The sequence below is a fragment of the Aequorivita lipolytica genome (assembly GCF_007997135.1).
Classification (GTDB): domain Bacteria; phylum Bacteroidota; class Bacteroidia; order Flavobacteriales; family Flavobacteriaceae; genus Aequorivita; species Aequorivita lipolytica.
The window spans coordinates 115709-140420 of the sequence record NZ_VORU01000008.1 but is presented as its reverse complement, the minus strand read 5'-3'; the positions used below and the strand labels follow the sequence as shown (position 1 = coordinate 140420).

The following is a 24712-nucleotide window of genomic DNA, read 5'->3' as shown; positions in this document are numbered from 1 at the left end:
GGATTATTAGATTGTTGGATGGTTAGATTGTTGGATTTTTCGTTTTTCAGGATTAATTTTCTTTTTCTATTTGTTCGCTTTCGGAATAATAGGTAATAGTTCGATGCGCAACAATAGTTGGTTTTTCAGTTTTTTCAGCACTTCCTTCAAGATACATACTACATTCTATCCAATTGTTGTGCTCATCATATCGATAATCATAGAAACGGGTGCGAATAGCATTGGCACTATCATCAATGTCAACGGCTTTTGTGATGTCCCCGAATTCATTATACCATTCCGTTGCATTATCTGTTAAAAACCAGCCAGACGTTCCTTCGGATTGTATATAACGATCTAATTTATAAGGACGTTTCTCGTTGTTTTTATAAAAGTAATTTTCTTGCCATATCTTACTTTCGTTGACCAATAATTCTACCTCTGTTATTCTCTGTTCAGTGTCATACTTGTATTTATATATTACTTTAGCCTTATTGGAAATATCAGTTTTGATATGAAAAATTGGTATGCTTCTGAATATATTTTCATCAAAAAAAACTCTCTGGGTAGTGATTTGCCTTTCCAAATTGTATTCATTTACTATACGTTTATGGAGATGCTGTTTAGCTTGAGATTCATCCATCTCTGAAATTAAGTTAGTGCTAAGAAAATAGCTTTCTTCTAAAATTTTATTTTTATCAATTTCATATTTAAATGTCTCAAATAAATACTCTGGATCAGGCTTTTTTAAATCCTTTTCCATAATATATTTTCTATTAACACAAACTTCATTAGGGTTGAAAATGGGTGGTAAATATTTTCGACCTAAGATTTTATTTTTAGTAAAATAGTCCAGAGAATCCAATTCAAATATAACGATATCCTTATCTCGATTACTACCCAATAGTTTTGTTAAGAATAAAGAATCATTATATCGACGGTATTTTTTATCTAAGAACCCATATTTATTAAATAAAAATTTTCCGGTTGCTGCCCCTTCCAAATATTCTAGATTATTATGGTATTCATATTTTGCTATTGTTATTTTTGGAAGCGTATCTGAGTAATCCCTATCAAACGTTGTAACCAACATCTTTACCATTCCTTTTAAATTGTACTGGTCCCAACTCGTTTGAATAAGTGATTGACTTTTATCTATTTTCTGGGCTTCACAAGAATTGAAGGAAAGGTTGAAAATCAAAAAGATTATGATATGTATAGGAAAGTTAATTTTCATTATTTGAAATATTTCTTACTTTTTTGGAATTTGGGATTTAAATTTTGGGATTTTAAAGTTCAATACTTTCCCCAATTTCAAGAAGCATCAAATCCTTATTGGCATCATAAAACTTCCGTTTTGCTTCTTCATGGTCTATTTCAATATATCCGAAAGTGTCGTAATGCACGCCCAAAACTTTATCGCATTGCACAAAATCGCTGGCAATGATTGCATCGTCAATGCCCATTGTAAAATTATCACCGATGGGAAGTATTGCCAGATCCAACTTTGTAAACAATGGTATCAGTTTCATATCCATTGTCAACGCGGTATCGCCGGCAATGTAAATATTTTTATGTTCGCCCTCTATTACAAATCCGCCTGGTTGCCCGCCGTAGCTGCCATCGGGGAAAGAGCTGGTGTGGATTGCGTTTACATATTTCACTTTCCCGAATTCAAACTTCCAGCTTCCGCCGTGGTTCATTGGGTGTACCTCAAATCCTTTTTCCTCGTAATGATTTGTAATTTCATAATTGCTCACAATGGTTGCGCCGGTGTTCTTTGCTATCGCTTCGGCATCCAATATGTGATCGTTATGGGCGTGTGTAAGCAGAATATAATCTGCTTTTAATTCGTTGATGTCAACTTTATCTTTTGCTAGATCATTTCCGGTAATAAAAGGATCCACCAAAATGTGTTTTCCCTTTATTTCAATACCGAGACAGTTTTGTCCGTAGAATGTAATTTTCATATTTTAATCGTTTTTAGGTTTCCCATTAATAATGAAACCTCATTGAAATAATGGTTATTTTTTCTTCTTCTAAATTTACGAAATATACCAATCTATGTTCTTGGTCAATGGGTCTGCTCCACAAACCGTTCAGATTTCCCCGCAAGATTTCGGGTTTACCGATTCCACTCTGTGGATCGGCAATAATAGCATTCAACAAAAGTGTTATTCTCTTTTGAATTTTTTTATCGCCGGATTTTTTCCAAAAATCCCTTTCTTTTAAAGCTCTTTCGGTATAGGTTATTTCCAAAGGTCTTCAGTTTTGACGGCAATTGTCTTTCCTGTATTCATCTCTTCCATTGAAGTTTCCAAATTTTCCCTATTTGCCTTGCTGGAAAGAAGATATAGCGTTTCTTTCCATGAATTATACTCCGAAATTGATATCATCACAACATCCTCCTGCCCAGAACGATGTATAATTACAGTTTGTTTGTCTTCAGAAACTTTATCGAGTTTTTCCTTTAGATTTTTTCTTAAATCGGTCGCGTTTGTTGTTTCCATAAAAATAATTTTTAAAGTCAAATGTACGCTATAAAGTACTTGTTTGCAATAAAAATAAATCACATAAAAATACTAAACAAGATCGCAAACAGAAAAGTACTTAACGCAACCTTTTTCAATTCGCCATCAAGTAGCATTGGTGATTTGTTTTTAAAAACGGTTTTAATATTTAAAAGGAAAGGAATAAAAGCAATTAAGTATAGAAATTGCATTGGTTCCCGATAATTTATAACTGTGTAAATTATCGCGCAAAGCATTCCGAAGAGCAACAAAAAAGCGTGATATTTTTTAGCTTTTTTCATTCCCGACTTTACAACCAAGGTGTTTTTTTCCACGGCCGCATCGTTTTCAATATCGCGCATATTGTTCAAGTTAAGGACAGCGGCACTGAAAAATCCAATTGACGCTGCGGACAACAATAATTGCCATTGAAGGCTATGGGTGAATAAATAATAGCTTCCCAAAACGCTCAGTAATCCAAAAAACAGAAACACAAAAACATCACCCAAACCGGAATAGCCATAAGCCTTTTTACCCACAGTATATTTTACAGCAGCGATTAGCGATACAATCGTAAGATTGAAAAACAAAAAGGAAATAATGAAGTTTTCATTCCTAAAAGCCATAAAAATCAAAATCGTGGCCAAAAAGAAAGTAATAACTCCAGTAATAATCATCCCAACCTTCATCTGTTTGGGTGAAATAATCCCCGAACCTACCATTCGTTTTTCGCCTTCTCTTTTGGCATCGGTCCCACGGACGCCATCGCCATAATCATTTGCGAAATTGGACAAAACCTGAAAACCAATTGTTACCAATATTGCAAGCCAAAAAATACTGGATTTCCAAAAGGGCACTGAAATACCGCCGCCTACAAAATTTTCAAAAGTTGATGGATAACGCGCTGCATTTCCCAAGGAAGCCCCAATAATTATCCCAGAAACCGAGAGCGGTAGCGTTCGCAATCTGGCCGCAGCAATCCAAGCTTTAATTTTTGTCATTAAATATTTATTTGAAAGGACAAAAATACGCTTTAAAAATAAAAACCGCTTCTAATTAAAGAAGCGGTTTTCTAGCTTAACAATTCAACAATTTAAAAAATAAACAATTACTTAACAATCAACTTTTGAGAGATTCCTTTTGAATTTTTAACGATATAAGTTCCTGCAATTAAGTTAGAAACATTTATTGAAGCGGTCTCTTTTTCTGAAATAACCAATCGACCAAGCATATCGAACACAACGTATGAATCTGGTTTGCTGAAGAATATTCTACCTTCTGCAGGGTTTGGATATACTTTGAAACTATCATTTGAAGCCAATTCGTTATCGTTTACAGAAAGCACTACATTATCCAAAGAATAAATGCTTAAAGTAGCACTCACTTCATTTGAAAGAATAACCAATGCTTTTCCAGTTGGACTATCATCAGCTTCAACAAATGCAACACCTTCTGGGCCCAAATCGCCACTTTCAGGATTCCCAGGAACGGTACCTCTACTGTTTACATACTGAAGATATACTGGGTTTGCAGGATCCGTAACATTATAAACCATCATTCCGCCAATACGTTCCAACAAAATAAAGGCATAAGCTTGGTCGCCAATTTGTTTTACAATAATCCCTTCCGGCTCTGGGCCTTTGTTATCGCTTCGGTTTTTGAAGTTGTTGTTACTGTTGCTCGCATTGAAAATGCCTCCTAAACTAGGATCTGCTGCAGTAATTACTTCAAAATCGTTTCCGCTATCGTAAACCAAGTTTCCAGTTTCGGCTTCAAAAATACTGAATGAACGACACCCAAAAACGTGGATTTCTTCGTAAAATCCGTCGCCATCAGCATCACCGGAAGCAGCAGTAACGTTTATATCACCAAGATTGGTTTCCAATTTCAAAATATCAATATCTGAAAATACTGCTGGATCTAAAATATAATCCGCATCATCTAGTTTTCTTTCTTCAGCATAGCCGGAATAATCGCGTGCATCGCCTTCATTCGCAATTGCGATATAACCTGTTCCGTTTACAGAATAAAAGGAAACAGCATCTGGCATATACAGACCTTTTATTGGCCAAGAAGCATTGAAAATAAAGTCGGTTTCATCTGAAGTATCCAATGAATTCTGTGGCAAACTGTGGTCTTTTTTTCCGAAGGAAATAATATCTGTGATTTCCAAAGTGGAAAGATCAACAATTGCATAAGCATTGTTCTCTTGAAGGGTTACATAAGCCATTTGTGAATCATCGGAAACTGCAATGTATTCTGGCTCCATATCCTGTGAAACAGTTGCGCCTGGGCCAAAAACTCTAACTCCGGCTGCTACCAAAACCGCTTGCTGCGAATCGAAAGCGTTAAAATTCAAAGTAGTTACATCTGCCTGCGAAATATTTCCCAAACCAGCAGAAACGTCTATTACCGAAACAGAACCTTCAGGATCAATTGTATAATCATCACTTGGTTGACCTTCATTGGCAACCAAAAGTTTGGTGCCGTCAGGTGAAAAAGTAAGCATATCTGGTAAAGAACCAACTTCCAAGATGGTTGGGTTGTTTCCATCGGTATCGGCAAGAACCACAAAACCATTGTCAAGTGGGTTAGTGGCGGCAATGGCTGCAGCAACAATTCCATTGCTTACGGCTACACTTTGCACAGAACTGCCGAAAGAAGCTATATCTATTGTAGCTAAAGGGGTAATGTTTTCAGGATCTGAAAAATCCAATACTTCAATAGCTCCCACATTAGTTACAAACAGACGTTGTGTAGCAGGATCATAAGCAGTGATTTCGGCAGTTCCATTGGCATCTACCAAGTAGCTTGCAAGGTAATTCACATCAAGTTCAGTAGCATCACCTACGGGCACTATTGTATCATCATCAAGAATATATACTGAAAATATATCAGTTGTTCCAATAACCAAACCAGCTTCGTTAGTAAGTGAAAGCACAAAAAACAAGTCGCTTCCATCATCGGTATTGTTAATAATTGGAATAGTTATGGTCTGCGAAGCTGTGCTTCCTGCTATAAAAGTTAACGTTTGTGCAATAGCAAATGTAAAATCTGTTCCTTCAGCAGCGGTGCCTCCTGCAATTAAACTTACATCAACTGTTCCATCAACCGTTGGTGCTTGAGAAACTATAACGTTTATTGTTACAGAAGTACCATCTTCAGAAACGGAAACATACGGAGCTTCAAATTGAACACTAACTATTGAAACAACAGCGCCATTTCCAGGAGAACCAATATTAGGAACATCAGAATTTGTTCCACCCAAATCAATTGTTTCCACGGCTCCATTTGCATTACCCACAACACTGAAAGCAGCAAGTTCAACATCATAAGATTGACCATCATTTAATGATGTATCAGGATAGGAAGCTGAATCTATTGGGGAAGTGGTTAACGGATCACCTTCCCACAATGTTACAGCATCGCCGCCAGCACCAAGGCCTGCGCCATCGGTAAAACCAATTTGAACGTCTGTTAAATTAATCACTTGGCTCCAAATAGCTGCAAAAGTTGAAGCATCGTTTGCATCGCCAATTATCACGATTGCAAAACCATCTGGTTGAATTTCAGAAATTCCTTGAATAATATCTGCAGTTGTTGGATCGGCAGAGTCATCATCATAATACAAATCACCATCAACGCCAGAAACCCAAGCATTAGTTCCATTGTTTTTTATTTCAAACCAATCTGCAGTTAAATCAGTTCCAGCTTGACCGGGGAAAATTTCAGTAATAATAAGTTCAGAGGAACCTGCTATCGCTGGACCATTACCTGGCGAACCAATATTAGGAACATCAGAATTTGTTCCACCCAAATCAATTGTTTCCACGGCGCCATTTGCATTGCCAACAATACTGAAAGCAACAAGTTCAACATCATAAGATTGACCATCATTTAATGATGTATCAGGATAGGAAGCTGAATCTATTGGGGAAGTGGTTAACGGATCACCTTCCCACAATGTTACAGCATCGCCGCCAGCACCAAGGCCTGCGCCATCGGTAAAACCAATTTGAACGTCTGTTAAATCAATTACCTGGCTCCAAATAGCTGTAAATGTTGTAGCATCATTTGCATCGCCAATCATCACAATTGCAAAACCTCCGGGCTGAATTTCAGAAATTCCTTGAATAATATCTGCTGTAGTTGGATCGGCAGAGTCATCATCATAATACAAATCACCATCAACGCCAGAAACCCAAGCGTCAGTTCCATTGTTTTTTATTTCGAACCAATCAGCAGTCAAATCTGTTCCTGCTTGGCCGGGGAAAATTTCAGTAATCTCTAAAGAAATTTGTGAAAATGAAATTGTACATACAAGCAAAAAAGCAAAAAGTGTAATTTTTCTCATTGTTATTTATTGTTTTAAAATTTCAGCTAAATTAATCTGTGATTTTAGCAATTGCTTTAAGTCAACTTTAATAATAAATGAAGGATTACGTTGTTTTGTGTAGAATTTAAGCTCGGATTTTACGTCATTGTAAACAGAAGGTTATTAAACGTTTCATTAAAAAATATTGGCTATTTTTAGATCCTAAAAAATTTCAAAATAGACTTTATGAACAACTCAACAAGTTATAATTCAGGATTACTTTTACTTCGCGTAGGTTTCAGCGGAATGATGCTGACCCACGGAATTCCAAAACTTTTAAAAATGATTTCGGGCGATTTTTCTTTTGGAGACCCCATTGGCATTGGCGAACCGGCATCTTTAGTTTTAGCGGTTCTTGGTGAAGTGTTATTTCCGATTCTTGTAATAATTGGGTTTAAAACTCGCTTAGCAGCTATTCCTGTAATTATTACGATGGCAGTTGCAGCGTTTATTGTTCACGCAGCCGATCCCTTGGGAACGAAAGAAATGGCTATTCTTTATTTAATTGGTTTTGTTGTGATTGCACTTTTAGGAGCTGGGAAATATTCTGTTGACAAGAAATAAGTTTTCAGTTGGCAGTAGGCGCGCGATTTATCGCGAGCAGGTTCAATATTCAATTAAAAATCTTCACCAACAATTCCTTCAATAAATCGCCTTGCGGAAGATTTGCAGCACCCACACCTTTGCTTTTCATATCTACTTCACGGATTGCTCCTATAATGGCGCTCACCTTTTTCATTGGATAATTCCGTGCGGCAGTTTGATAATCTTTTACAAAATATGGATTTACACCCAAAACTTTTGCTGCATCACCTTTGTTTGAAAGTGCGTGATATTTCAGCAGTTTTGAAAAGAAACTGTAAAGCAGCGCTACTGTCATCACCAACGGATTGTTTTTCGGGTTCTGAGAAAAATATTGAATGATTGCAAACGCTTTTTTAATATCCTTTTCACCAATGGCATTCTGTAATTCAAAATTGTTAAAATCCTTACTAATACCTATATTTTCCTCAATAATTTGCGGTGTGATTTGTTCACCTGGTTTTAAAATAAGTTGGAGCTTTTCGAGCTCATTATTTACTTTGCTTAAATCATTCCCAAGAAATTCGACCAACATTTGTGCGGCTTTTGGAGTGATTGTGTAACCTTTTCCCGCCAAAACACGTTTTATCCAATCTGGAACCTGGTTTTCGTAAAGCTTTTTACTCTCAAAAAGTTCGCCCGTTTTGGCCACAGTTTTGGCAAGCTTCTTTCGTTTATCTAAGGTTTTATATTTATAGCAAAGTACCAAAATTGTTGTGGGCTGTGGGTTTTCGGCATAACTAAGCAAATTTTCAATAGTGCGCGAAAGGTCCTGTGCTTCTTTTACAATCACCACTTGTTTTTCCGCCATCATTGGGTAGCGTTTGGCGTTGCTGATTATATCTTCCACCGTAACATCGCGCCCATAAAGAACCATTTGGTTGAAACCTTTTTCTTCTTCGGAAAGTACGTTTTCTTCAATATATTTTGAAATGCCATCAATATAATACGGCTCCTCTCCCATCAAAAAATAGATGGGTTTTGTGTTTCCGTTTTTAATATCGTTGATGATGGATTTTACTTTGTCGAGCGGCATTGGACGATTTTCGATTAACGATTGTAGATTTTAGATTGTAAGGCCTAATTTTTGAATTTTGAACTTTAAATTTTGAATATTTGCAGATGCAAAAACTAAACTTTCCTGAATATTCGTTTCGCTTCAAAAGTAATGAAAATAAAACGTTGGTTTTTGATGATATAAGAAAAAAATTCGTGGTGCTTACGCCCGAAGAATGGGTTCGGTTGCACGTTGTTCAATTTCTTCTGAAAGAAAAAAACTATCCCAAAAGCCTTATTAACGTTGAAAAGCAACTAAAACTGAACAACACCGTAAAACGATATGACGTGGTGGTTTTCAACAATGATGGCAGCATTTTTTTGATTGTGGAATGTAAAGCACCGTCCGTTCCAATCACACAACTTACTTTTGATCAAATTGCGAGATATAATCTTGCTTTGGAAGCAGAATATTTAATGGTTAGTAACGGTTTGGAGCATTATTATTGCCAAATGGATTTTGAAAATGAATGTTATATTTTTCTGAAAGACATTCCAGTTCGTGATTCGTGACTTAGTTAATTAGTTAATTAGTAGCGTAAAATTTTTGAATTGAAAATATACAAATCACGAATCCCAGAATTAACGAATCCCAAAAAATTTAAACTGCCACTGCCACTGGATACTTTTTAACTAAATTTACACCCGTGAAAGCAGCCGTAGTAATTCTAAATTGGAATGGAAAAGATTTGTTGGAAAAATTCCTACCATCGGTAGTCAAATTTTCCAATCAAGCCAATATCTATCTTGCAGATAATGCTTCCACAGATAGTTCAGTTTCATTTGTTACAGAATTTTTTCCTTCAGTAAAAGTTATTCAAAACAAAGTGAACGGTGGTTATGCAAAGGGTTATAACGACGCTTTAAAAAATCTTTCCGAAAAAATTTTTGTGTTGCTCAACAGCGATGTTGAAGTAACCGAAGATTGGTTGCAACCTGTAATTTCAGAATTTGAAAAAGATGTTTCCGTAGTTGCCGCACAACCAAAAATCCTAGATTATAAAAACAAGGGATATTTTGAATATGCTGGCGCCGCGGGCGGATTTATTGATGAATACGGTTATCCCTATTGCCGCGGACGGATTTTCAATACTTTGGAAAAAGACGAAGGTCAGTACAACGATATTTCTGAAATATTTTGGGCTTCCGGGGCATGCCTTTTTGTAAAAGCCGGAGCTTTTTGGCAAGCTGGCGGGTTTGATGAAGACTACTTTGCGCACCAAGAGGAAATTGATCTTTGCTGGCGACTGCAATCCAAAGGTGGAAAAATACTTTATGTTGGTAATTCAAAGGTGTATCATGTTGGTGGCGCTACTCTAGCTGTCTTAAACCCACAAAAGACATTCTATAATTTTAGAAACTCTCTTTTAAACCTACTCAAAAATGCGAACGGAACCCAAGCTTTCACTTCAATTTTGATGCGAATGCTTTTGGACGGAATTGCAGCTTTTCAATTTTTGGTGCAGGGAAAACCGCAGCATTTCCTCGCGGTAATAAAAGCACACTTCAGTTTTTATGGATTCATTCCTAAATTTCTTCAAAAAAGGAGAATTCACGCTTCAGAATTAAAATATTTTTCCGTCAAATCTATTGTATTTCAGTATTTTATAAAGAATAAAAAAGTTTTTAACGAACTTTAGTTTATTTTACTTAAAGTATTGTTAATCGTTTCTTGACTGGAAGCTATTTTAATAATTTTGGTTCAGAATTTTTGAATAAACAATCTAATATAACACTAACAAATTATGAAGAAATTATTGATTTTAGCAGTATGCACCAGTTTGGCGTTTACTTCTTGTGTATCGAGCAAGAAATATGCTGAGCTTGAGGCCAAACAAAAAAATACCCAAGATTTGCTGAACACGGCAACCGTTAAACTTAACGAATGTCTTACAGAAAGAGCAGCCTCTACAGCACGGGCAAAAGAGCTTGAAGAGCGCTTGGCTGATATGAAAAAGACAAATTCAGACCTTATTCAGAGTTCAAAAGACCTTACTATGTTAACTTCTAAAGGTGCTACAAACCTTGAGAAGTCATTGGAAAGCTTAAAAGAAAAAGATCTTAAAATTACCCGTTTGCAAGATGCACTAACAAAAAAGGACAGTGTTACACTTGCTCTTGTTACCAGTCTTAAAAGAGAAGTTGGAATCAACGATCCAGACATTGAGATAGATGTAGAAAAAGGTGTGGTTTATATTTCACTTTCAGACAAGGTAATTTTCAAAAGCGGAAGCTACCAAATTTCTGGAAGAGCTACCGAAATTTTAGGTAAAGTTGCTAAAGTAATCAACGGAAAACCAGAATTTGAAGCGATGGTTGAAGGACATACAGATAATGTGCCTTACAGTAATGGTCTGTTAGTTGACAATTGGGATCTTAGTGTAAAAAGAGCTACCGCTATCGTGCGTGAGCTACAAAAACTTGGTGTAGCACCATCGCGTTTAGTTGCAGCTGGTCGTGCAGATTACGTACCTTTGGTTCCTAACACTACTTCTGAAAACAGAGCTACCAACAGACGTACACGTATCTTGGTTCTTCCAAAAATTGATCAATTCTACGATATGATTGAGAAGGAAATGAAAAATCTTGAAACTGGAAAATAATTCCTGAAGATTTAAAAATTATTAAACCCGGTCCTTCCAGACCGGGTTTTTTATTGCCGACTTCAAAAGAATCTTTAGATAGGTTTTCGTATCTTAGATAAGAATATTAAACCCTACTTTAAACTTATAAAAATGGAAGAATTCAGAACAGATTGGTCTCGCGAGGAACTTAAAGCATACATTTTACTCTACTGTGCCAATGCTAATTTTGTAGAAACAAAAGAGGAAAAAGATTTTATATTGTCTAAGGTTGGCGAAGAAAAATACCAAAAAATCCATAAGGAATTTGACGATGATAATGACTATCAACAGATTCAGAAAATCCAGCACACCGTGCAACGTTTTGAATATTCCAAAGACGAAATAGACCGACTGTTCAACAATATAAAAAAAATGTTTTTAGCCGATGGGTCTATCGACATTATGGAGAAGAATATTTATCGTGGACTGAAACATTTGCTTAAATAACCATCTTCAAATCCGGAACATTAGCCAAAATAAATTAAATATCATAGAAAAATTTTACCAAGCCTTTGCAGATTTAGATGCAGAGCGCATGTTGGAATGGTACCACGACGACGTTACTTTTGAAGATCCTGCCTTTGGCGTGCTTCGTGGCGAAGAAGCTAAAAATATGTGGCGAATGCTTTGCCAAACACAACAGGGCAAAGACTTTAAAGTAGTAAGCTCAAACATAGAGTACACTCCGGAAGCCGGAAAAGCCCATTGGGAAGCTTATTATGTTTTCAGCAAAACTGGGAGAAAAGTTCATAACGTAATAAACGCTACCTTCAAATTTAAGGATGGCAAAATAATAAACCATGTGGATAGGTTTAGTCTTTACAGATGGTCCAAACAGGCAATGGGACTCAAAGGGTTTCTGGTAGGATGGACGGCTTTTTTCAGAAAAAAACTCAATACACAAACACGATTTTTACTTTCAGAATTTCAGAAGAAACAAGCCTCTAAAAGCTAAAGTTCCAAACTTCCTTTTCCTTCGCGTATTACCACAGGCTCAGTTCCAGTAAGGTCAATAACGGTGGAAGGAATGTTACCACCATAACCGCCATCAATAACCAAATCTACTAGATTGTCCCATTTTTCTAAAATAAGTTCGGGATCGGTAGTGTACTCAATTACTTCATCTTCATCTTTTATGGAGGTTGAAATAATAGGATTACCCAATTCGTGAACAATAGCGCGAGTAATTGAATTGTCTGGAACACGAATACCAACTTCTTTTTTCTTTTTAAAAACAGTTGGTAGATTATTGTTTCCAGGCAAGATAAAAGTATAGGGTCCTGGAAGGTTTCTTTTGAGTAATTTAAAGGTTGGAGTATCAATCTGTTTTACATAATCACTGAGATTACTTAAATCTTCGCATACAAAAGAAAAATTTGCCTTTTCAAGTTTTACTCCCCGCAATTGCGCCACACGTTCCATTGCACGATTGTTGTTTATATCGCATCCCAAAGCATAAACAGTGTCACTAGGGTAAATAATAACCCCGCCATCGCGAAGGATTTTCACTACGCGCTTAATTTCTTTTGGATTGGGGTTTTCCTCGTAAATTTTTATAAATTCAGCCATATTCTAAACTATTTTCTCTTTTCTACTTCGCTTTCAAGTTTCAAAACCATATCGCCGTCTGCCTGTTTTATGTGAAGGGCTTTATTGCCTTTTTCGCCATGTCGCGTTATTTTGCTCCCTTTTAAAGTTTTGCTGATTTCTTCGGAAAAAGTTTCAACCACTTTTCCTTTCGCGGTACCAGTGCCCCATTTCCAACTTACCTGTGAACCTTTTCGAATCATTTTTTTATTTAAAGTTACTCACAATTTTCAAAAATAAAAGTTTCCAATATATTTCTTAGCATAAAATACGCTTTTAGCCGTTATGTGTAAAACAAAAACCACTTATGAAAAAACTTCTCATTATAATTCTATTCTTCGGAATTCAAATTAGCTTCCTTTCCTGCTCTAAAGATAATGACAACAATACGGAAGCTCCAGCTTTGGCAGAAAAAATTAGTATGGATGTTTCCTATGGAAATAATATGCAACAAAAATATGATCTCTATCTGCCAGCCAATCGCTCCACAGAAAAAACAAAAGTGATTATACTCGTTCACGGTGGCGGATGGACCGAAGGCGATAAAACGGATATGGATTTTTTTATTCCATATATCAAACTTAGACATCCAGAGCACGCAATAGTAAATATAAATTATGTGCTTGCAGACTTAGATACGCCTGCCTTTCCCAATCAGTTTTTAGATGTGGATGCCGTAATAAACAAACTTACTTCTGAAAAGAATGAATTACAAATTCTGCCCGAATTTGCATTGATTGGCGCTAGTGCCGGTGCACATATTTCATTGATGTATGATTATGATTACGATCCGGACGACCAAGTAAAAATAGTGGGTGACATCGTGGGCCCTACAGATTTTACAGATCCTTTTTATAGCGGAAACCCTGGTTTTCCGCTTTTAATGGCCGCGCTGGTCGATGAAGGTGCGTATCCTCCCGGAACTAATTACCCAGAAGTTTTAAGCCCAGTCTTTAGAGTTTCTAATGGAAGTAGCCCAACTTTACTTTTCTACGGTAATTCAGATCCGCTGGTGCCACTATCTAATGGTGCGGCTTTAAACGCTGCACTAAATACTGCACAGATAGATCATAGTTTTACGGTTTATGAAGGTGGTCATGGCGACTGGGCGGCAAATGACATTGAGAATATGAAGTCAAAAATAAGTGGGTATATTGATACTTATTTGGAAATTTCTGAATAAAAATAAAAAAATTGGGATGCATCAGCCAAAAGTTAATGCATCCCAAATTAACGAATCACGAACTCACAACTTTCAGCTTCGCAAAACGAAGTAATAGTTTTTTCATCCCACCGTTCTCGAAATCTATCTCGGCTTTCGTATCTGCCCCAACGCCTTCAATTTTGAGGATTTTTCCTTTTCCAAAGCGTACGTGCTCCACCATGGTACCGATATCCAAATTAGCATCTTTTGCGCTAAAATTTTTATCCGTCTCACTGGCAACTGGCTTCAGTCTTCGTAACTTTCTGAGTTGCTCCTCTGAAGGACCAGATGGTGCTCTGCTGGTCACCGGCTTTCGTAAGCGCAATTTACTATGATCTACCTCATCAAAAATATCTGCATCCAATAGCGGTTTGTAGCGATTTTCTGTTATTGGAGTTAAATATTCTAAATAGCTTTCGTCAATTTCCTCTATAAAACGGCTAGGTTCAGCATCTATCAATTTTCCCCAACGGTAGCGGGATTGTGTATATGTTAAATAAGCTTGCTTTTCGGCACGCGTAATAGCTACATAAAATAAACGCCGCTCTTCTTCCAATTCGCTTCGCGTATTCATACTCATCCCGCTAGGAAATAAGTCTTCTTCCATACCCACCACATAAACGTAGGGAAACTCAAGGCCCTTTGCCAAATGCACCGTCATTAGTGCCACGCGATCATCATCACCTTTATCGTTGTCCAGATCTGTTGCGAGCGCGACATCTTCCATAAATTCTGAAAGCGAACCTGTAGCATCTACGATCTCTTTTTGCTCTTCCACAAAATCGCGCATCCCGTTGAGTAATTCCTCAATGTTTTCAATACGGGCAATGCCTTCGGGCGTTCCATCTTTCTTTAATTCCTGAAGTAAGCCAGTTTTTTTTGAAACGTGCTCTGTTATGGTGAAAGCGTCATAACCTTTATTCAAAATCTGAAAACTTTCAACCATCGTCACAAAATCCTGCAGCTTGGTTTTGGTTCCGGAGTTTATCTTTAAATCAATTTTATCGATGTTTTTCATCACCTCAAAAATGGAACGATTGTAATGATTTGCGGCGACTATTAATTTTTCAATCGTCGTTCCACCTATGCCCCGCGCAGGATAATTGATAACGCGTTTCAGCGCTTCTTCATCCTTTGGGTTTAAGACCAGTCGCAAATAGGACAGTACATCTTTAATCTCCTTGCGTTGATAAAAGCTGAGTCCGCCGTAAATTCTATACGGTATATCTTTTTTCCTGAGTGCATCCTCAATCGCACGGCTCTGTGCGTTTGTTCGGTACAAAACTGCAAAATCACCTTCTTGTAACTGATGGTTCATTTTATTTTCAAAAATAGAACTCGCTACAAAACGGCCTTCGTCGCCATCGGTCATTGTTCTATTTACAAGAATTTTAGCACCCTCATCATTTGCGGTCCAAACTACTTTTTCAAGTCTTGTTTTGTTTTTTTCGATGATGCTGTTTGCGGCATTTACAATATTTTTTGTGGATCGATAATTCTGCTCCAAACGAAATACCTTTACATCATCATAATCTTTTTGAAAATTTAAAATATTGTTGATGTTCGCTCCACGGAAAGCGTAAATACTCTGAGCATCATCGCCTACTACACAAATATTCTGAAATTTATCTGAAAGCGCACGTACAATAAGATACTGGCTGTGGTTTGTATCTTGGTACTCATCCACCAAAATGTAGCGGAAACGGTTTTGATATTTTGCAAGCACCTCTGGAAAACGGGTAAGCAGTTCGTTTGTTTTCAACAAAAGATCATCAAAATCCATTGCTCCAGCTTTAAAGCATTTGTCTACGTATGCTTTATAAATATCTCCCAGACGCGGCATTTTTGCCATTGCATCCGCTTCCATCAATTCAGGATTGCTGAAGTATGCCTTTACGGTAATCAAGCTGTTTTTATAGGAAGAAATGCGCGAATAGACTTGCTTGTATTTATAGATATCTTTGTCTAAATGCATTTCTTTTATAACGGCCCTAATTACACTTTGTGAATCCTGCGTGTCATAAATAGTGAAGTTTGAAGGATAGCCCAATTTATCGGCCTCAAACCGAAGTATTTTCGCAAAAATACTGTGGAAAGTTCCCATCCAAAGATTCTTAGCTTCGCTTGCCCCAACAATTTGCGAAATACGTTTTTTCATCTCGCGCGCTGCTTTGTTGGTAAAAGTCAATGCCAAAATATTAAATGGATCCACGCCCTGCGACATTAGGTATGCAATACGAAATGTAAGCACTCGGGTTTTGCCTGAGCCGGCACCCGCAATTACAATCATTGCACCGTCTTTTTGCAGTACTGGCGCAAGTTGGGCCTCGTTAAGTTGTTCTAAATATTTTTCCAAAACTTCATTTTCTTCAAGTTGTGAAAATAGTTATTATCAAACTTTTTTTTTAAGTGAATTCATAGAAATTATAAACAATATTAAGCTTGAAAGACTAATTTTGAGAATGAAACTATTTTTTTAAACCATTTAATTTTAAATACCTTTATAAAAAAACTTTCAATGGATGCATTTCTATCATTTCTTGCCGATATTCCATGGTGGGTCTGGATTCTTTTCTTTTTAGCGCTCGTTGCCATTCGGGATATCTTTTTCAACAAGCATCACACTGTTAGCCACAACTTCCCTGTAATTGGACACATTCGGTATATGCTGGAAAGTATAGGGCCAGAACTTCGGCAATATATTGTGGCCAACAATCGGGAGGAGCTTCCTTTTAATAGAATTGAGCGTGGCTGGATTTATGCTTCCGCCAAAAACGAAAACAACTATGAAGGCTTTGGAACCGATCGCGATATATATGAACCGAATTACATTTTCATAAACAACGCAATGCTTCCTTTTAGGGTAGAAAAAGACAATCCCAACTATAAAAATCCTTATTTTCTGCCTTGTGCCAAACTTATGGGAGGCTTCCATAAACGTCGCCGGCCGTATCGCCCTGCTTCTGTTATTAATGTTTCTGCAATGAGTTTTGGCTCACTGTCTGCGCGTGCTATAGAGTCTTTAAATAAAGGTTGCGGCTTAGCATATTGCTATCACAATACAGGTGAAGGTGGTCTTTCTCCTTATCACAAAACGGGTGCTGATGTAGTTTTTCACTTTGGAACTGGATATTTCGGCGTTCGCGATGAGAATGGAAATTTCTCTATGGATAAAATAATAAAACTAGTTAATGAAAATCCGCAAGTACGCGCTATAGAATTAAAACTCTCTCAGGGTGCAAAACCTGGAAAAGGTGGAGTTTTGCCCGGATCCAAAATCACAGAAGAAATTGCTGCAATAAGGCATGTACCTTTGGGCAAAGATGTACTGTCACCACCAAATCATTCCGCTTTTGAAGGGGTAAAAGGAATGGTTGAATTTGTGGAAAGCATCGCAGAAGCTACGGGACTTCCCGTAGGAATTAAATCGGCAGTAGGGCGTTTAGGCGAATGGGAACAGCTGGCTAAAATTATGAAAGAAACCGGAAAAGGTCCAGATTTTATAACCATTGATGGTGGTGAAGGGGGAACTGGAGCCTCGCCCCCAAGCTTTGCAGATCACGTTTCGTTACCTTGGCTTTTCGGTTTTGCTGAAGTCTATAAAATCTTCAAAAGGAACGATATGTGCGAACAAATTGTTTTTATTGGAAGTGGAAAGTTGGGGTTTCCAGCAAGGGCCTCAATGGCTTTCTCTATGGGTGCCGATTTGGTAAACGTTGCTCGTGAGGCAATGATGAGTATCGGTTGCATTCAGGCCCAACTATGTCATACAAACAAATGTCCCAGCGGTGTTGCAACGCAGAATAAATGGCTGCAACGCGGAATTAATATAGAAGATAAATCTGTTCGGGCACATTTCTATTTTAAAAACTTCTGTAAAGAATTGTTAGAAATGACGCACGCTTGTGGCTATGAACATCCCTGCCAGTTTACAATGGACGATGTTGATCTGACAGTTGGAGACAAGAATTTGATCAAAACCCTATCGCAGTCATTTATGTACCACAAATGCGCGGTGCCTTTTAAAAGCATGAAAGAATTGTCACATTGCGAACACCTCGGTGGAAATTTTCACGAAAAGCAGGCTAAGAAGGAGGTAAAAGCTATGAAAAAGGAAAATAAAGTCCGCTATTGAGTTGCTATCCATAAGCTATCGATTTTTTGAAATACAATAGCCCTGCATTCCTAATGCTACGTACCAGAATACTGAATACTGAATACTGAACACTGAACACTGAATACTGAATACTGAATACTGAATATATGGAAGAAGCATCCCAAATTATTAGTTATGTAGCCTATCTTTTACCTGCGATTGTTGTGGGTGTGATTGCTTATTATTTCTTTAAAGGCCATACCGCCAATGAAGAAGGTCGAAGAAGATATTTAATTCAAAAAGAAGCCCAAAAACAGGTTCTACCACTTCGTCTACAGGCTTATGAACGTGTTACTTTGTTTTTGGAGCGTATAGACCCCAATAAATTATTGGTAAGGGTAAAGCCTTTTTCAGATTCAAAAGATGATTATGAAAATCTCCTAATTAAGAATATTGAGCAGGAATACGAACATAATTTAACGCAACAGATTTACTTAACTCCGGAATGTTGGAACTTGATAAATGCCGCTAAAAACGCGACAATTCATGTTATCCGGCAAGGCGCCATGCACGAAAAAGACGGAAATGTAGACAGAATGCGTGAGTGGCTTTTGCAGAATTTTATGGAGGAGATTACTCCCTCTCAAAAAGCTATGGCGTATGTAAAGAAAGAAGTTAGTGAGCTTTTCTAATTAAGAAATCACACTAAGGTGTAAATAGATTGTGGTGGATTGCAAAAAGCACAAGGCCAATCCTATTTTTTATCTTCAGTTTTTTGTGCACTGAATCCCTGTAACCTTCTACGGTTTTGTAGCTACAGCACATTTTATCAGCTATTTCCTTATAATTCATATCTGTGCAGGCAAGTTTGATGAATTCAATTTCCTTCTCTTTTAGTTCAGTATCTATTTCCTTTTCCAAGGAATCTACAAGAATTTGTGAGACGGTGTTTGTGTAATAGCGCCCGTTTTCCATAACCTGTAAAAGAGCCTCCTCAAGTATGTCTTTTTTAGTATCTTTCATTAGGTAACCGCACGCCCCAGCACGGAGCATTTTCAAAATAGTATATTCATCTTCTTCAATTGAAAGGGCGAGTACTTTTACATTAGGGAACTGTTTCTTCAGAATTTCGGTGGTTTCTATTCCGTTCAAAATGGGCATTTTTATGTCCATGAGAACCAAATCGGGAATTTTTTGAGGATTTTCGAAATTATCCAGTAACTCACGGCCATTCTTACATAAGTATAAAACCCTGAAATTTTCAAAATCTTGAACTAGCCCACCTATGGCTTGGGAAAGCAAAAAATGATCATCTACCACTACTACGGAATAACTCATTGTGCAATACTTTTATTTTAGAAACTATTTTTGTGTCTATGTGAATTTATATTTAAGATGTAGCGCTGTACCTTTACTTTTTACCGACTTGATTTTCAAGGTAGAGTTGATAAGCTGGGCCCTTGTTTTCATGTTCTTTAAGCCAATACCCATAAAATTATCGGTTTTTTCAAAACCCACTCCGTTGTCTTCCGCTAAAATGGTCAACACATTATCAGAATAATCCAATAATACCTTTAATGTGGACGCTTTGGAATGCTTGATGGTATTTGAAAAAAACTCCTGCAAAATTCTAAAAAGGATAATTTGGATATTACTTTCAATAGGCGTAACCGTTCCTTTCACTGTTAATTCGGCCGCAATAAATTTTAATCTATTGAATCTTTCTATCTCTAAACCTACAGCTTCTTTAAGACTTAAACTTTTTAAGGCTTCCGGATTTATTAATTTCGAAAGTGCTCTAAGCTCATTTAGACCTGTACCAATAGTTTCAGAAACCTCTTTCATCATTTCTGGCTTTTCCTGAGCCATTTGGGCCTGTATTTTTGCCAAGGTCATCAACTGTCCAATATTGTCGTGTAGTTCCCAGCTTATATTTCGTAAAGTTTCTTCGCGAATCTCTATTTGTGATTCTGCCAATTCACGATCGAAATCCTTTTTTGCTTTTTCCTGCTCTTCCAGCAAGCGATTTTTCCTGCGTGTAAAAACGCTGAATAATACAATAACGATTACTACAAGAGATATTGGAATGGCTATTGCCGCAATTATTATGATTTCTTTTTCATCCATAAAAAACCTGTCATAAAGAACAAATACATAATTATTACGAGCGAAAATTGTATAACCAGCAAAATTTCAAAAAAACTGTCCTGTTTATAGAACCAAGTTCTGATAATTTTTATAGGAAGATATCCTATGTAAAACAAGAACAACCCAACGCTCACCCAAAAAAGAAGATCGTTTTTAACTACAAGTACCAAAGACGATTGCAAAATACTAATGTAATAAAGAACGATACAAAAAATAAGTATTGCGGCACCAATTATATAAGATGTTATAAAACCACTATTCATAAAATCTGTAAATATCCAATCACTTAAATAAAACAACCAGTAAACAGCTATACCAATTTTTATATACTTTTTGAATTTTGCTTCCTTAATTGCTTTCATAAAAACATAAAAGAAAAGCGAAAAATAGAAAACGTAGTATATATTATAAACAATAGCATTGGGAATGCCATAAGCATTCTTTACATACATCCCCAATGACTCTGTTAACAAAGTAAATAGCAGTATTACTGGCAAGACCTTTAGAGATGTATTCTTGTATAACGGTAATTTAATAATGGACAACAAGAATACAATAGCATAAAGCGGTATGTGGACATTTTGTAAAATTTCTAATATCGTAATCAAAGTTAAAGAGTAATCTAATTATCGTTTCCAAAATCATCTTTACCTGGAGGAGGCATAATATGGCTCTCATTCAAAATCAAACTTGTGCCACCACCTTGCACTGTAGCAGTGTTTGATGTAAAAAATCCAGCCTCATTGACAGTGCCTTCAGGTTCATCCTGTTTTTGGTTTTGGTTATCCTTTTCGATTTTCGTTTCATTCTTATTTATGGGCACTGCTGTATATTTTCCATCCACTTCTTCAATTGAAAACCCAACGTTTTTTCCCTCATATTCCATAGTTGGCACTACAAAAAAGCTGTTTCTTCGTGGGTATTTTACGACATCACCATTTGGAAATTTTTCGCCGTTTGGATAATTGGAAAGATAAAAACGCAAAGTATTTATATCCACATTGGCCTGATTTGCCTCGTGCTCAATATAAGCTATGTATTGTTTTATAGTCTCCAAATCATATTCAGCATAACGGGTTGGTGTAAATTTTTGCGAGTCAGAAACAACGCTATCCTCATATTTTTGGATAATTGGAACGCGTCTTTCAGAATATGAATCATACATTTCCTGCGCTCTTTCTACTGTAATTATGCGGTCCTTTGGCGGCCCCTCGTATGGAAGCTCACTATTTGTAGATGATTCTTGGCAGCTATAAAGCACCAAACTGATACAGAAGAATAGTAATAAATGGTTGGTAATTTGTGAATTCATAATGTGTTGGTTTTATGGTTGTGGGATAAATGTAGTTACAAATAGAAGAATTTGAAAGCATCTACTTTATAAACTTAAAGTGAAGATAAACCATAACACTTGATTATTAGCACACTACAATTATTTCCACTGAAAATACAGGGAAAACACTGAGATTTTGGGGGAATTACCCCATTGAAAAGTAAGAAAATCAATCATCGTTTGTGCGAATTTCGTTAAGCTCATTGTTCTTTTGATCCGCGTAATTGAAACCGAGCTCCCACCATTTCGCCATCATTTCCTTCTCAAAAATCAATGAGTTGGTCGTTAGGACCGTAGGCGTGTAATACAGATTGATAATAACATCTTTGTTGGTTGCAACAAATTTCCCGATTCTTATATTTTGCTTTTCAATACGGTCGGCCATATAATTGTGCATATTGGTAAGCAATGAAAAAACATTTTTTGAAGGAAGCCGATTGTAATACGTTATCTCGGTTTCCAAAACAATTACGTCAATGCTTGTTGCGCCTCGGTTTATGGCCTCTTCTATAGGAACCATGCTTCCAAAACCACCATCGGCATATTCGCAGCCATCCTTTTTTACAAGACTCATAAAAGGAGTATAGTTTGAAGAAATCCATATCCAATCCAAAAAATCCTGATATTCAAAATCATTCACAGATTTGTATTCCACTTGGTTCAAGGACAGGTTTGAAACAGTTACAACCACTTCTTTTTCAGAAGCTTTTAAATTATTAAACTCTACTTCGGTCACCGACTTTTCTATCAATTTGCGCAAATTCAAGCTTTCGCCGAAGGTCTTTTTTCCTTTTATAAAATTCCGTAAGACCGTGTAATGGTCAATCGCAATCTGTTTGCCCCCAAACTTATCTTCCTTTATCACGAACGGACAACTGCTGAAAATACTTTTTTGGTTCACAGAAGTATAAACTTCCTTTATTTTTTCAACCTTATTGAGCGCCAAGTGCGAGATAAGCAAACTGCCCGTAGACGTGCCCACAAAAAGATCGTAATCACGGCGCAATTCCTCAATTAAATACTGCGCAACGCCACCTGCGAATGCGCCCTTACTACCTCCGCCCGAAATTACTAACGCTCTCATTCTTTTACAATTGAATTTAAATAATTGGCAGCTTTTTCTGAAACCTGCCTGCCCAAAATCTTTATTTGTTCGTAATATCGCTTTTCTTGAAGTAAATTATTTAATAATTCTTTTGAAGGTTTTGAAAAACGCCACGTTGGGTGAACACAAGCTTCCGCCAAATTTTTGAGCGTTTTCAAATCCCATAGTTGAAGTTCGTTTACATATTCAAAAGCCTTTTCGCGGATTTCGAAGCTGAAATCTTCTGACGTATAATTTTTCAATTCATTTAAATAATTTTCCTTTTCGCTATTTTGATAGTTTTCAGTGATCAACGCTAAAGTCAACCACAATTGCCTAATATTTTTGTTTTGAAACCCTTCAATGTCTTTTGTTTGGTTAAGATAATCAATTCGTTTTTCAGGAAACTGAATCCATAATTTATAGAGCGCGGTTTCTAAAGTTACGTATGAAGCATCGTTTAGCAGACTTTCGTATTCCGTTTGCAGATCCTTCGGAATGGTTTGCAATGAAAGCGCCACAGCTTGCCTAACATAAAGGTTGTTGCTTTCAAAAGCTTTTTTATACAGTGGAAGTGTTTCAGAAATAGGTTCGTTAACCAATTGATAGACCGCTTCCTGACCAATAAAATCATTCGGAAACGTAAGCGCGGTATTTAACTGACTTTTTTTATCCTCCAAAGGTTTTGCCCTAAGCGCGGAAACTTCAAAATACTTCATTATAAAATTAGATTTCAATAGAGAATGATAGGCTTCTTCTGCTTTGAAAGCTGTCTGTTGAAGCCAGTCTTTTTCAAAATCTGTAATGTCAACTTCGGAAACATTTTTCACTTCATTCAAAAAATCTTCCGTAGAAACATTTTTGAAACTATACTTTTCCAAATAGTTTTTAATTGCTGTTTTAAATTGCTCATCCCCTATCCGGTTGCGCAAAATATGCAGTGCCCACGCTCCTTTTTGATAAAAAGTTAGCGAGCTTGCTTTTGGATTTAAAAGCGATTCGCCTTTTCCCTCATCGCTCATTGCTTTCAATTGTTCTGCCGTTTGGTACAATTGCCAGTAATAATAATCATCGCCAAAAATATGTTTTTCGGCAAGTAAAGCATAATAGGTTGCAAAGCCTTCCTGCAACCAATGGTCCTCGTTTGCTTTTTCGGTTACCAAGTTCCCAAACCATTGATGCGCGAGCTCGTGGGCGTTTACGTTTACGTAATTTCTATCGTTAAATCCTGTGGAATCCACCACAAACGCTTCTGAAAAAAATGTGGCAGTTGTGTTTTCCATTCCGGCATACAGAAAATCGCGAACGGGAACTTGTTTGTAGTTTTGCCACGGATACGGGACGCCGATTTCAGTTTCCAAAAAATCAAAAATCTGTTTGCTGTAGCGATACGTGGGCTCTACTTTTAGTGAATCTGAAGGTTTATAATACAATTCCAACGGAATTCCAGAATTTGAAACCAATTCTTTTTTATTGAAATCACCGATTGCGAAGGCCACGAGATAGCTGGACATGGGTTGTTTCATATCATAAAGCCAAGTATTCGAATCGTATAATTTGTCGAAGAATTTTAATTTGCCATTTCCAATAACGGTTTTATCATTCGGTGCAGTAAACATCAAATCAAACTCAATTTTATCGTTTACATCATCTATGCTTGGCAACCAGTGTGAAGTGTATTTCCCTTGTCCTTGAGTCCAAATTTGGTCATCAAAAAAATATAAAGTTTGCTTGGGTTCCATTTTATACCAAAAATCCGCTTTGTAAATTCTCCCTTTTTCAAAGTTGCCAACAAACCAAACTTTTGTTTTAACGGAAGATATCTTAAAATCAATAGTATTATTCGAATCAATTTCAATATTCACGGCATCCATAAAAATTGAATCAGTTTCCTTTAAGATTTCAAAAGTGGTAGAAAAACGACCCAGTATTGTTTTTTTACTGGCATCCGTCCCAATTGAAGCCCCCACTTTCAAAAAATCCACAACATCGCTCTGCTGCGCAAATAGCGTGAAACTTGAAAAAAAAAGTGCAATAAGAAATTTATTCATTTTAAGACGAGGAATTTTTATGAGATAGCAAATTACAAATTTTCAACCAATGAGATTCCTGCCTTCGCAGGAATTAAGTATTT

General features: G+C 36.8%; 25 protein-coding genes. 9 read left to right on the top strand and 16 right to left on the bottom strand.

The annotated features are described in order from the left end of the window. Positions 1–52: 52 nt before the first annotated feature. The 6 genes from ESV24_RS10560 to ESV24_RS10535 all read right to left on the bottom strand — a co-directional run bounded on the left by ESV24_RS10560 (position 53) and on the right by ESV24_RS10535 (position 6843). Positions 53–1216 carry a hypothetical protein gene (locus tag ESV24_RS10560; RefSeq protein ID WP_111816229.1) on the bottom strand — a complete coding sequence of 388 codons (1164 nt, stop codon included), beginning with the start codon at positions 1214–1216 and terminating at the stop codon, positions 53–55. Positions 1217–1268: 52 nt separating this feature from the next. Next, complete coding sequence (locus ESV24_RS10555; protein ID WP_111816228.1) at positions 1269–1949, bottom strand: metal-dependent hydrolase; 681 nt, start codon at positions 1947–1949, stop codon at positions 1269–1271. Positions 1950–1974: 25 nt separating this feature from the next. After that, positions 1975–2238: a Txe/YoeB family addiction module toxin gene (locus tag ESV24_RS10550; RefSeq protein WP_111816227.1), complete on the bottom strand. Its 264-nt coding sequence runs from the start codon at positions 2236–2238 to the stop codon at positions 1975–1977. Then, positions 2229–2489 (bottom strand): type II toxin-antitoxin system Phd/YefM family antitoxin, encoded by a 261-nt coding sequence (locus ESV24_RS10545; protein ID WP_111816303.1) that lies wholly within the window; start codon positions 2487–2489, stop codon positions 2229–2231. Before ESV24_RS10545 ends, ESV24_RS10550 begins: the two co-directional genes overlap by 10 nt. 59 nt (positions 2490–2548) lie before the next feature. Beyond that, the gene (gene menA / locus ESV24_RS10540; RefSeq protein ID WP_111816226.1) at positions 2549–3490 is read right to left on the bottom strand and encodes a 1,4-dihydroxy-2-naphthoate octaprenyltransferase; all 942 of its coding nucleotides are present in this window, start codon (positions 3488–3490) and stop codon (positions 2549–2551) included. A 107-nt stretch (positions 3491–3597) separates the two neighbouring features. Continuing rightward, positions 3598–6843, bottom strand: coding sequence for a choice-of-anchor I family protein (locus ESV24_RS10535; RefSeq protein WP_111816225.1), 3246 nt, complete (start codon positions 6841–6843; stop codon positions 3598–3600). Positions 6844–7050: 207 nt separating this feature from the next. Between ESV24_RS10535 and ESV24_RS10530 the strand changes: the two genes are divergently transcribed. Beyond that, positions 7051–7428, top strand: coding sequence for a DoxX family protein (locus ESV24_RS10530; RefSeq protein ID WP_111816224.1), 378 nt, complete (start codon positions 7051–7053; stop codon positions 7426–7428). 49 nt (positions 7429–7477) lie between these two features. Here the strand turns inward: ESV24_RS10530 and holA are convergent, their stop codons facing one another. Then, on the bottom strand, positions 7478–8482 hold the full coding sequence (gene holA / locus ESV24_RS10525; protein WP_111816223.1) for a DNA polymerase III subunit delta: 1005 nt from the start codon (positions 8480–8482) through the stop codon (positions 7478–7480). A gap of 86 nt (positions 8483–8568) precedes the next feature. Here holA and ESV24_RS10520 point away from each other — a divergent pair, with 86 nt between their 5' ends. The 5 genes from ESV24_RS10520 (at position 8569) to ESV24_RS10500 (ending at position 12081) form a co-directional block, all read left to right on the top strand. Continuing rightward, the gene (locus tag ESV24_RS10520; protein WP_111816222.1) at positions 8569–9015 is read left to right on the top strand and encodes a type I restriction enzyme HsdR N-terminal domain-containing protein; all 447 of its coding nucleotides are present in this window, start codon (positions 8569–8571) and stop codon (positions 9013–9015) included. A gap of 134 nt (positions 9016–9149) precedes the next feature. After that, positions 9150–10142 (top strand): glycosyltransferase family 2 protein, encoded by a 993-nt coding sequence (locus ESV24_RS10515; protein WP_111816221.1) that lies wholly within the window; start codon positions 9150–9152, stop codon positions 10140–10142. 105 nt (positions 10143–10247) lie between these two features. Beyond that, positions 10248–11105: an OmpA/MotB family protein gene (locus tag ESV24_RS10510; RefSeq protein ID WP_111816220.1), complete on the top strand. Its 858-nt coding sequence runs from the start codon at positions 10248–10250 to the stop codon at positions 11103–11105. Positions 11106–11237: 132 nt separating this feature from the next. Next, positions 11238–11573 carry a hypothetical protein gene (locus ESV24_RS10505; protein ID WP_111816219.1) on the top strand — a complete coding sequence of 112 codons (336 nt, stop codon included), beginning with the start codon at positions 11238–11240 and terminating at the stop codon, positions 11571–11573. Next, positions 11560–12081 (top strand): nuclear transport factor 2 family protein, encoded by a 522-nt coding sequence (locus ESV24_RS10500; RefSeq protein ID WP_317046804.1) that lies wholly within the window; start codon positions 11560–11562, stop codon positions 12079–12081. Before ESV24_RS10505 ends, ESV24_RS10500 begins: the two co-directional genes overlap by 14 nt. Here the strand turns inward: ESV24_RS10500 and ESV24_RS10495 are convergent. Both ESV24_RS10495 and ESV24_RS10490 read right to left on the bottom strand, forming a co-directional pair. Then, positions 12078–12695 carry an L-threonylcarbamoyladenylate synthase gene (locus ESV24_RS10495; RefSeq protein WP_111816217.1) on the bottom strand — a complete coding sequence of 206 codons (618 nt, stop codon included), beginning with the start codon at positions 12693–12695 and terminating at the stop codon, positions 12078–12080. The genes ESV24_RS10500 and ESV24_RS10495 overlap by 4 nt on opposite strands. An 8-nt stretch (positions 12696–12703) precedes the next feature. Next, on the bottom strand, positions 12704–12916 hold the full coding sequence (locus ESV24_RS10490; RefSeq protein ID WP_111816216.1) for a hypervirulence associated TUDOR domain-containing protein: 213 nt from the start codon (positions 12914–12916) through the stop codon (positions 12704–12706). 104 nt (positions 12917–13020) lie between these two features. Between ESV24_RS10490 and ESV24_RS10485 the strand changes: the two genes are divergently transcribed. Further along, the gene (locus ESV24_RS10485; RefSeq protein WP_111816215.1) at positions 13021–13896 is read left to right on the top strand and encodes an alpha/beta hydrolase; all 876 of its coding nucleotides are present in this window, start codon (positions 13021–13023) and stop codon (positions 13894–13896) included. Between the two features lie 55 nt (positions 13897–13951). Here ESV24_RS10485 and ESV24_RS10480 read toward each other — a convergent pair whose 3' ends face one another. Further along, on the bottom strand, positions 13952–16273 hold the full coding sequence (locus tag ESV24_RS10480; RefSeq protein WP_111816214.1) for an ATP-dependent helicase: 2322 nt from the start codon (positions 16271–16273) through the stop codon (positions 13952–13954). A gap of 162 nt (positions 16274–16435) precedes the next feature. On the opposite strand from ESV24_RS10480, the gene ESV24_RS10475 reads away from it, so the two are divergent. Beyond that, a complete protein-coding gene (locus ESV24_RS10475; protein ID WP_111816213.1) occupies positions 16436–18052 on the top strand; it encodes an FMN-binding glutamate synthase family protein in 1617 nt (538 codons plus the stop codon). A gap of 128 nt (positions 18053–18180) precedes the next feature. Then, on the top strand, positions 18181–18705 hold the full coding sequence (locus ESV24_RS10470) for a DUF7935 family protein (RefSeq protein ID WP_111816212.1): 525 nt from the start codon (positions 18181–18183) through the stop codon (positions 18703–18705). 13 nt (positions 18706–18718) lie between these two features. On the opposite strand, the gene ESV24_RS10465 is transcribed toward ESV24_RS10470, so the two are convergent. The 6 genes from ESV24_RS10465 to ESV24_RS10440 form a co-directional block, all read right to left on the bottom strand. Further along, positions 18719–19351 carry a response regulator transcription factor gene (locus ESV24_RS10465; RefSeq protein WP_111816211.1) on the bottom strand — a complete coding sequence of 211 codons (633 nt, stop codon included), beginning with the start codon at positions 19349–19351 and terminating at the stop codon, positions 18719–18721. A gap of 36 nt (positions 19352–19387) precedes the next feature. Beyond that, positions 19388–20140, bottom strand: coding sequence for a sensor histidine kinase (locus ESV24_RS10460; protein WP_111816210.1), 753 nt, complete (start codon positions 20138–20140; stop codon positions 19388–19390). After that, positions 20119–20769 carry a hypothetical protein gene (locus tag ESV24_RS10455; RefSeq protein ID WP_146743163.1) on the bottom strand — a complete coding sequence of 217 codons (651 nt, stop codon included), beginning with the start codon at positions 20767–20769 and terminating at the stop codon, positions 20119–20121. The genes ESV24_RS10460 and ESV24_RS10455 overlap by 22 nt, the downstream gene beginning before the upstream one ends. Positions 20770–20783: 14 nt before the next feature. Continuing rightward, positions 20784–21473: a hypothetical protein gene (locus tag ESV24_RS10450; RefSeq protein ID WP_111816208.1), complete on the bottom strand. Its 690-nt coding sequence runs from the start codon at positions 21471–21473 to the stop codon at positions 20784–20786. 190 nt (positions 21474–21663) lie between these two features. Beyond that, positions 21664–22578, bottom strand: a complete 915-nt coding sequence (locus tag ESV24_RS10445; protein ID WP_111816207.1) for a patatin-like phospholipase family protein — start codon at positions 22576–22578, stop codon at positions 21664–21666. Continuing rightward, positions 22575–24629, bottom strand: a complete 2055-nt coding sequence (locus ESV24_RS10440; protein ID WP_111816206.1) for a M1 family metallopeptidase — start codon at positions 24627–24629, stop codon at positions 22575–22577. The genes ESV24_RS10445 and ESV24_RS10440 overlap by 4 nt, the downstream gene beginning before the upstream one ends. Positions 24630–24712: the final 83 nt, after the last annotated feature.

What these genes read in the sequence shown, in the direction of transcription:
- ESV24_RS10560 (WP_111816229.1), bottom strand. Translation starts at nt 1,216, where the DNA reads ATGAAAATTAACTTTCCTATACATATCATAATCTTTTTGATTTTCAAC.
- ESV24_RS10555 (WP_111816228.1), bottom strand. Translation starts at nt 1,949, where the DNA reads ATGAAAATTACATTCTACGGACAAAACTGTCTCGGTATTGAAATAAAG.
- ESV24_RS10545 (WP_111816303.1), bottom strand. Translation starts at nt 2,489, where the DNA reads ATGGAAACAACAAACGCGACCGATTTAAGAAAAAATCTAAAGGAAAAA.
- menA (WP_111816226.1), bottom strand. Translation starts at nt 3,490, where the DNA reads ATGACAAAAATTAAAGCTTGGATTGCTGCGGCCAGATTGCGAACGCTA.
- ESV24_RS10535 (WP_111816225.1), bottom strand. Translation starts at nt 6,843, where the DNA reads ATGAGAAAAATTACACTTTTTGCTTTTTTGCTTGTATGTACAATTTCA.
- ESV24_RS10530 (WP_111816224.1), top strand. Translation starts at nt 7,051, where the DNA reads ATGAACAACTCAACAAGTTATAATTCAGGATTACTTTTACTTCGCGTA.
- holA (WP_111816223.1), bottom strand. Translation starts at nt 8,482, where the DNA reads ATGCCGCTCGACAAAGTAAAATCCATCATCAACGATATTAAAAACGGA.
- ESV24_RS10520 (WP_111816222.1), top strand. Translation starts at nt 8,569, where the DNA reads ATGCAAAAACTAAACTTTCCTGAATATTCGTTTCGCTTCAAAAGTAAT.
- ESV24_RS10510 (WP_111816220.1), top strand. Translation starts at nt 10,248, where the DNA reads ATGAAGAAATTATTGATTTTAGCAGTATGCACCAGTTTGGCGTTTACT.
- ESV24_RS10505 (WP_111816219.1), top strand. Translation starts at nt 11,238, where the DNA reads ATGGAAGAATTCAGAACAGATTGGTCTCGCGAGGAACTTAAAGCATAC.
- ESV24_RS10495 (WP_111816217.1), bottom strand. Translation starts at nt 12,695, where the DNA reads ATGGCTGAATTTATAAAAATTTACGAGGAAAACCCCAATCCAAAAGAA.
- ESV24_RS10490 (WP_111816216.1), bottom strand. Translation starts at nt 12,916, where the DNA reads ATGATTCGAAAAGGTTCACAGGTAAGTTGGAAATGGGGCACTGGTACC.
- ESV24_RS10485 (WP_111816215.1), top strand. Translation starts at nt 13,021, where the DNA reads ATGAAAAAACTTCTCATTATAATTCTATTCTTCGGAATTCAAATTAGC.
- ESV24_RS10475 (WP_111816213.1), top strand. Translation starts at nt 16,436, where the DNA reads ATGGATGCATTTCTATCATTTCTTGCCGATATTCCATGGTGGGTCTGG.
- ESV24_RS10470 (WP_111816212.1), top strand. Translation starts at nt 18,181, where the DNA reads ATGGAAGAAGCATCCCAAATTATTAGTTATGTAGCCTATCTTTTACCT.
- ESV24_RS10465 (WP_111816211.1), bottom strand. Translation starts at nt 19,351, where the DNA reads ATGAGTTATTCCGTAGTAGTGGTAGATGATCATTTTTTGCTTTCCCAA.
- ESV24_RS10460 (WP_111816210.1), bottom strand. Translation starts at nt 20,140, where the DNA reads ATGGATGAAAAAGAAATCATAATAATTGCGGCAATAGCCATTCCAATA.
- ESV24_RS10450 (WP_111816208.1), bottom strand. Translation starts at nt 21,473, where the DNA reads ATGAATTCACAAATTACCAACCATTTATTACTATTCTTCTGTATCAGT.
- ESV24_RS10445 (WP_111816207.1), bottom strand. Translation starts at nt 22,578, where the DNA reads ATGAGAGCGTTAGTAATTTCGGGCGGAGGTAGTAAGGGCGCATTCGCA.
- ESV24_RS10440 (WP_111816206.1), bottom strand. Translation starts at nt 24,629, where the DNA reads ATGAATAAATTTCTTATTGCACTTTTTTTTTCAAGTTTCACGCTATTT.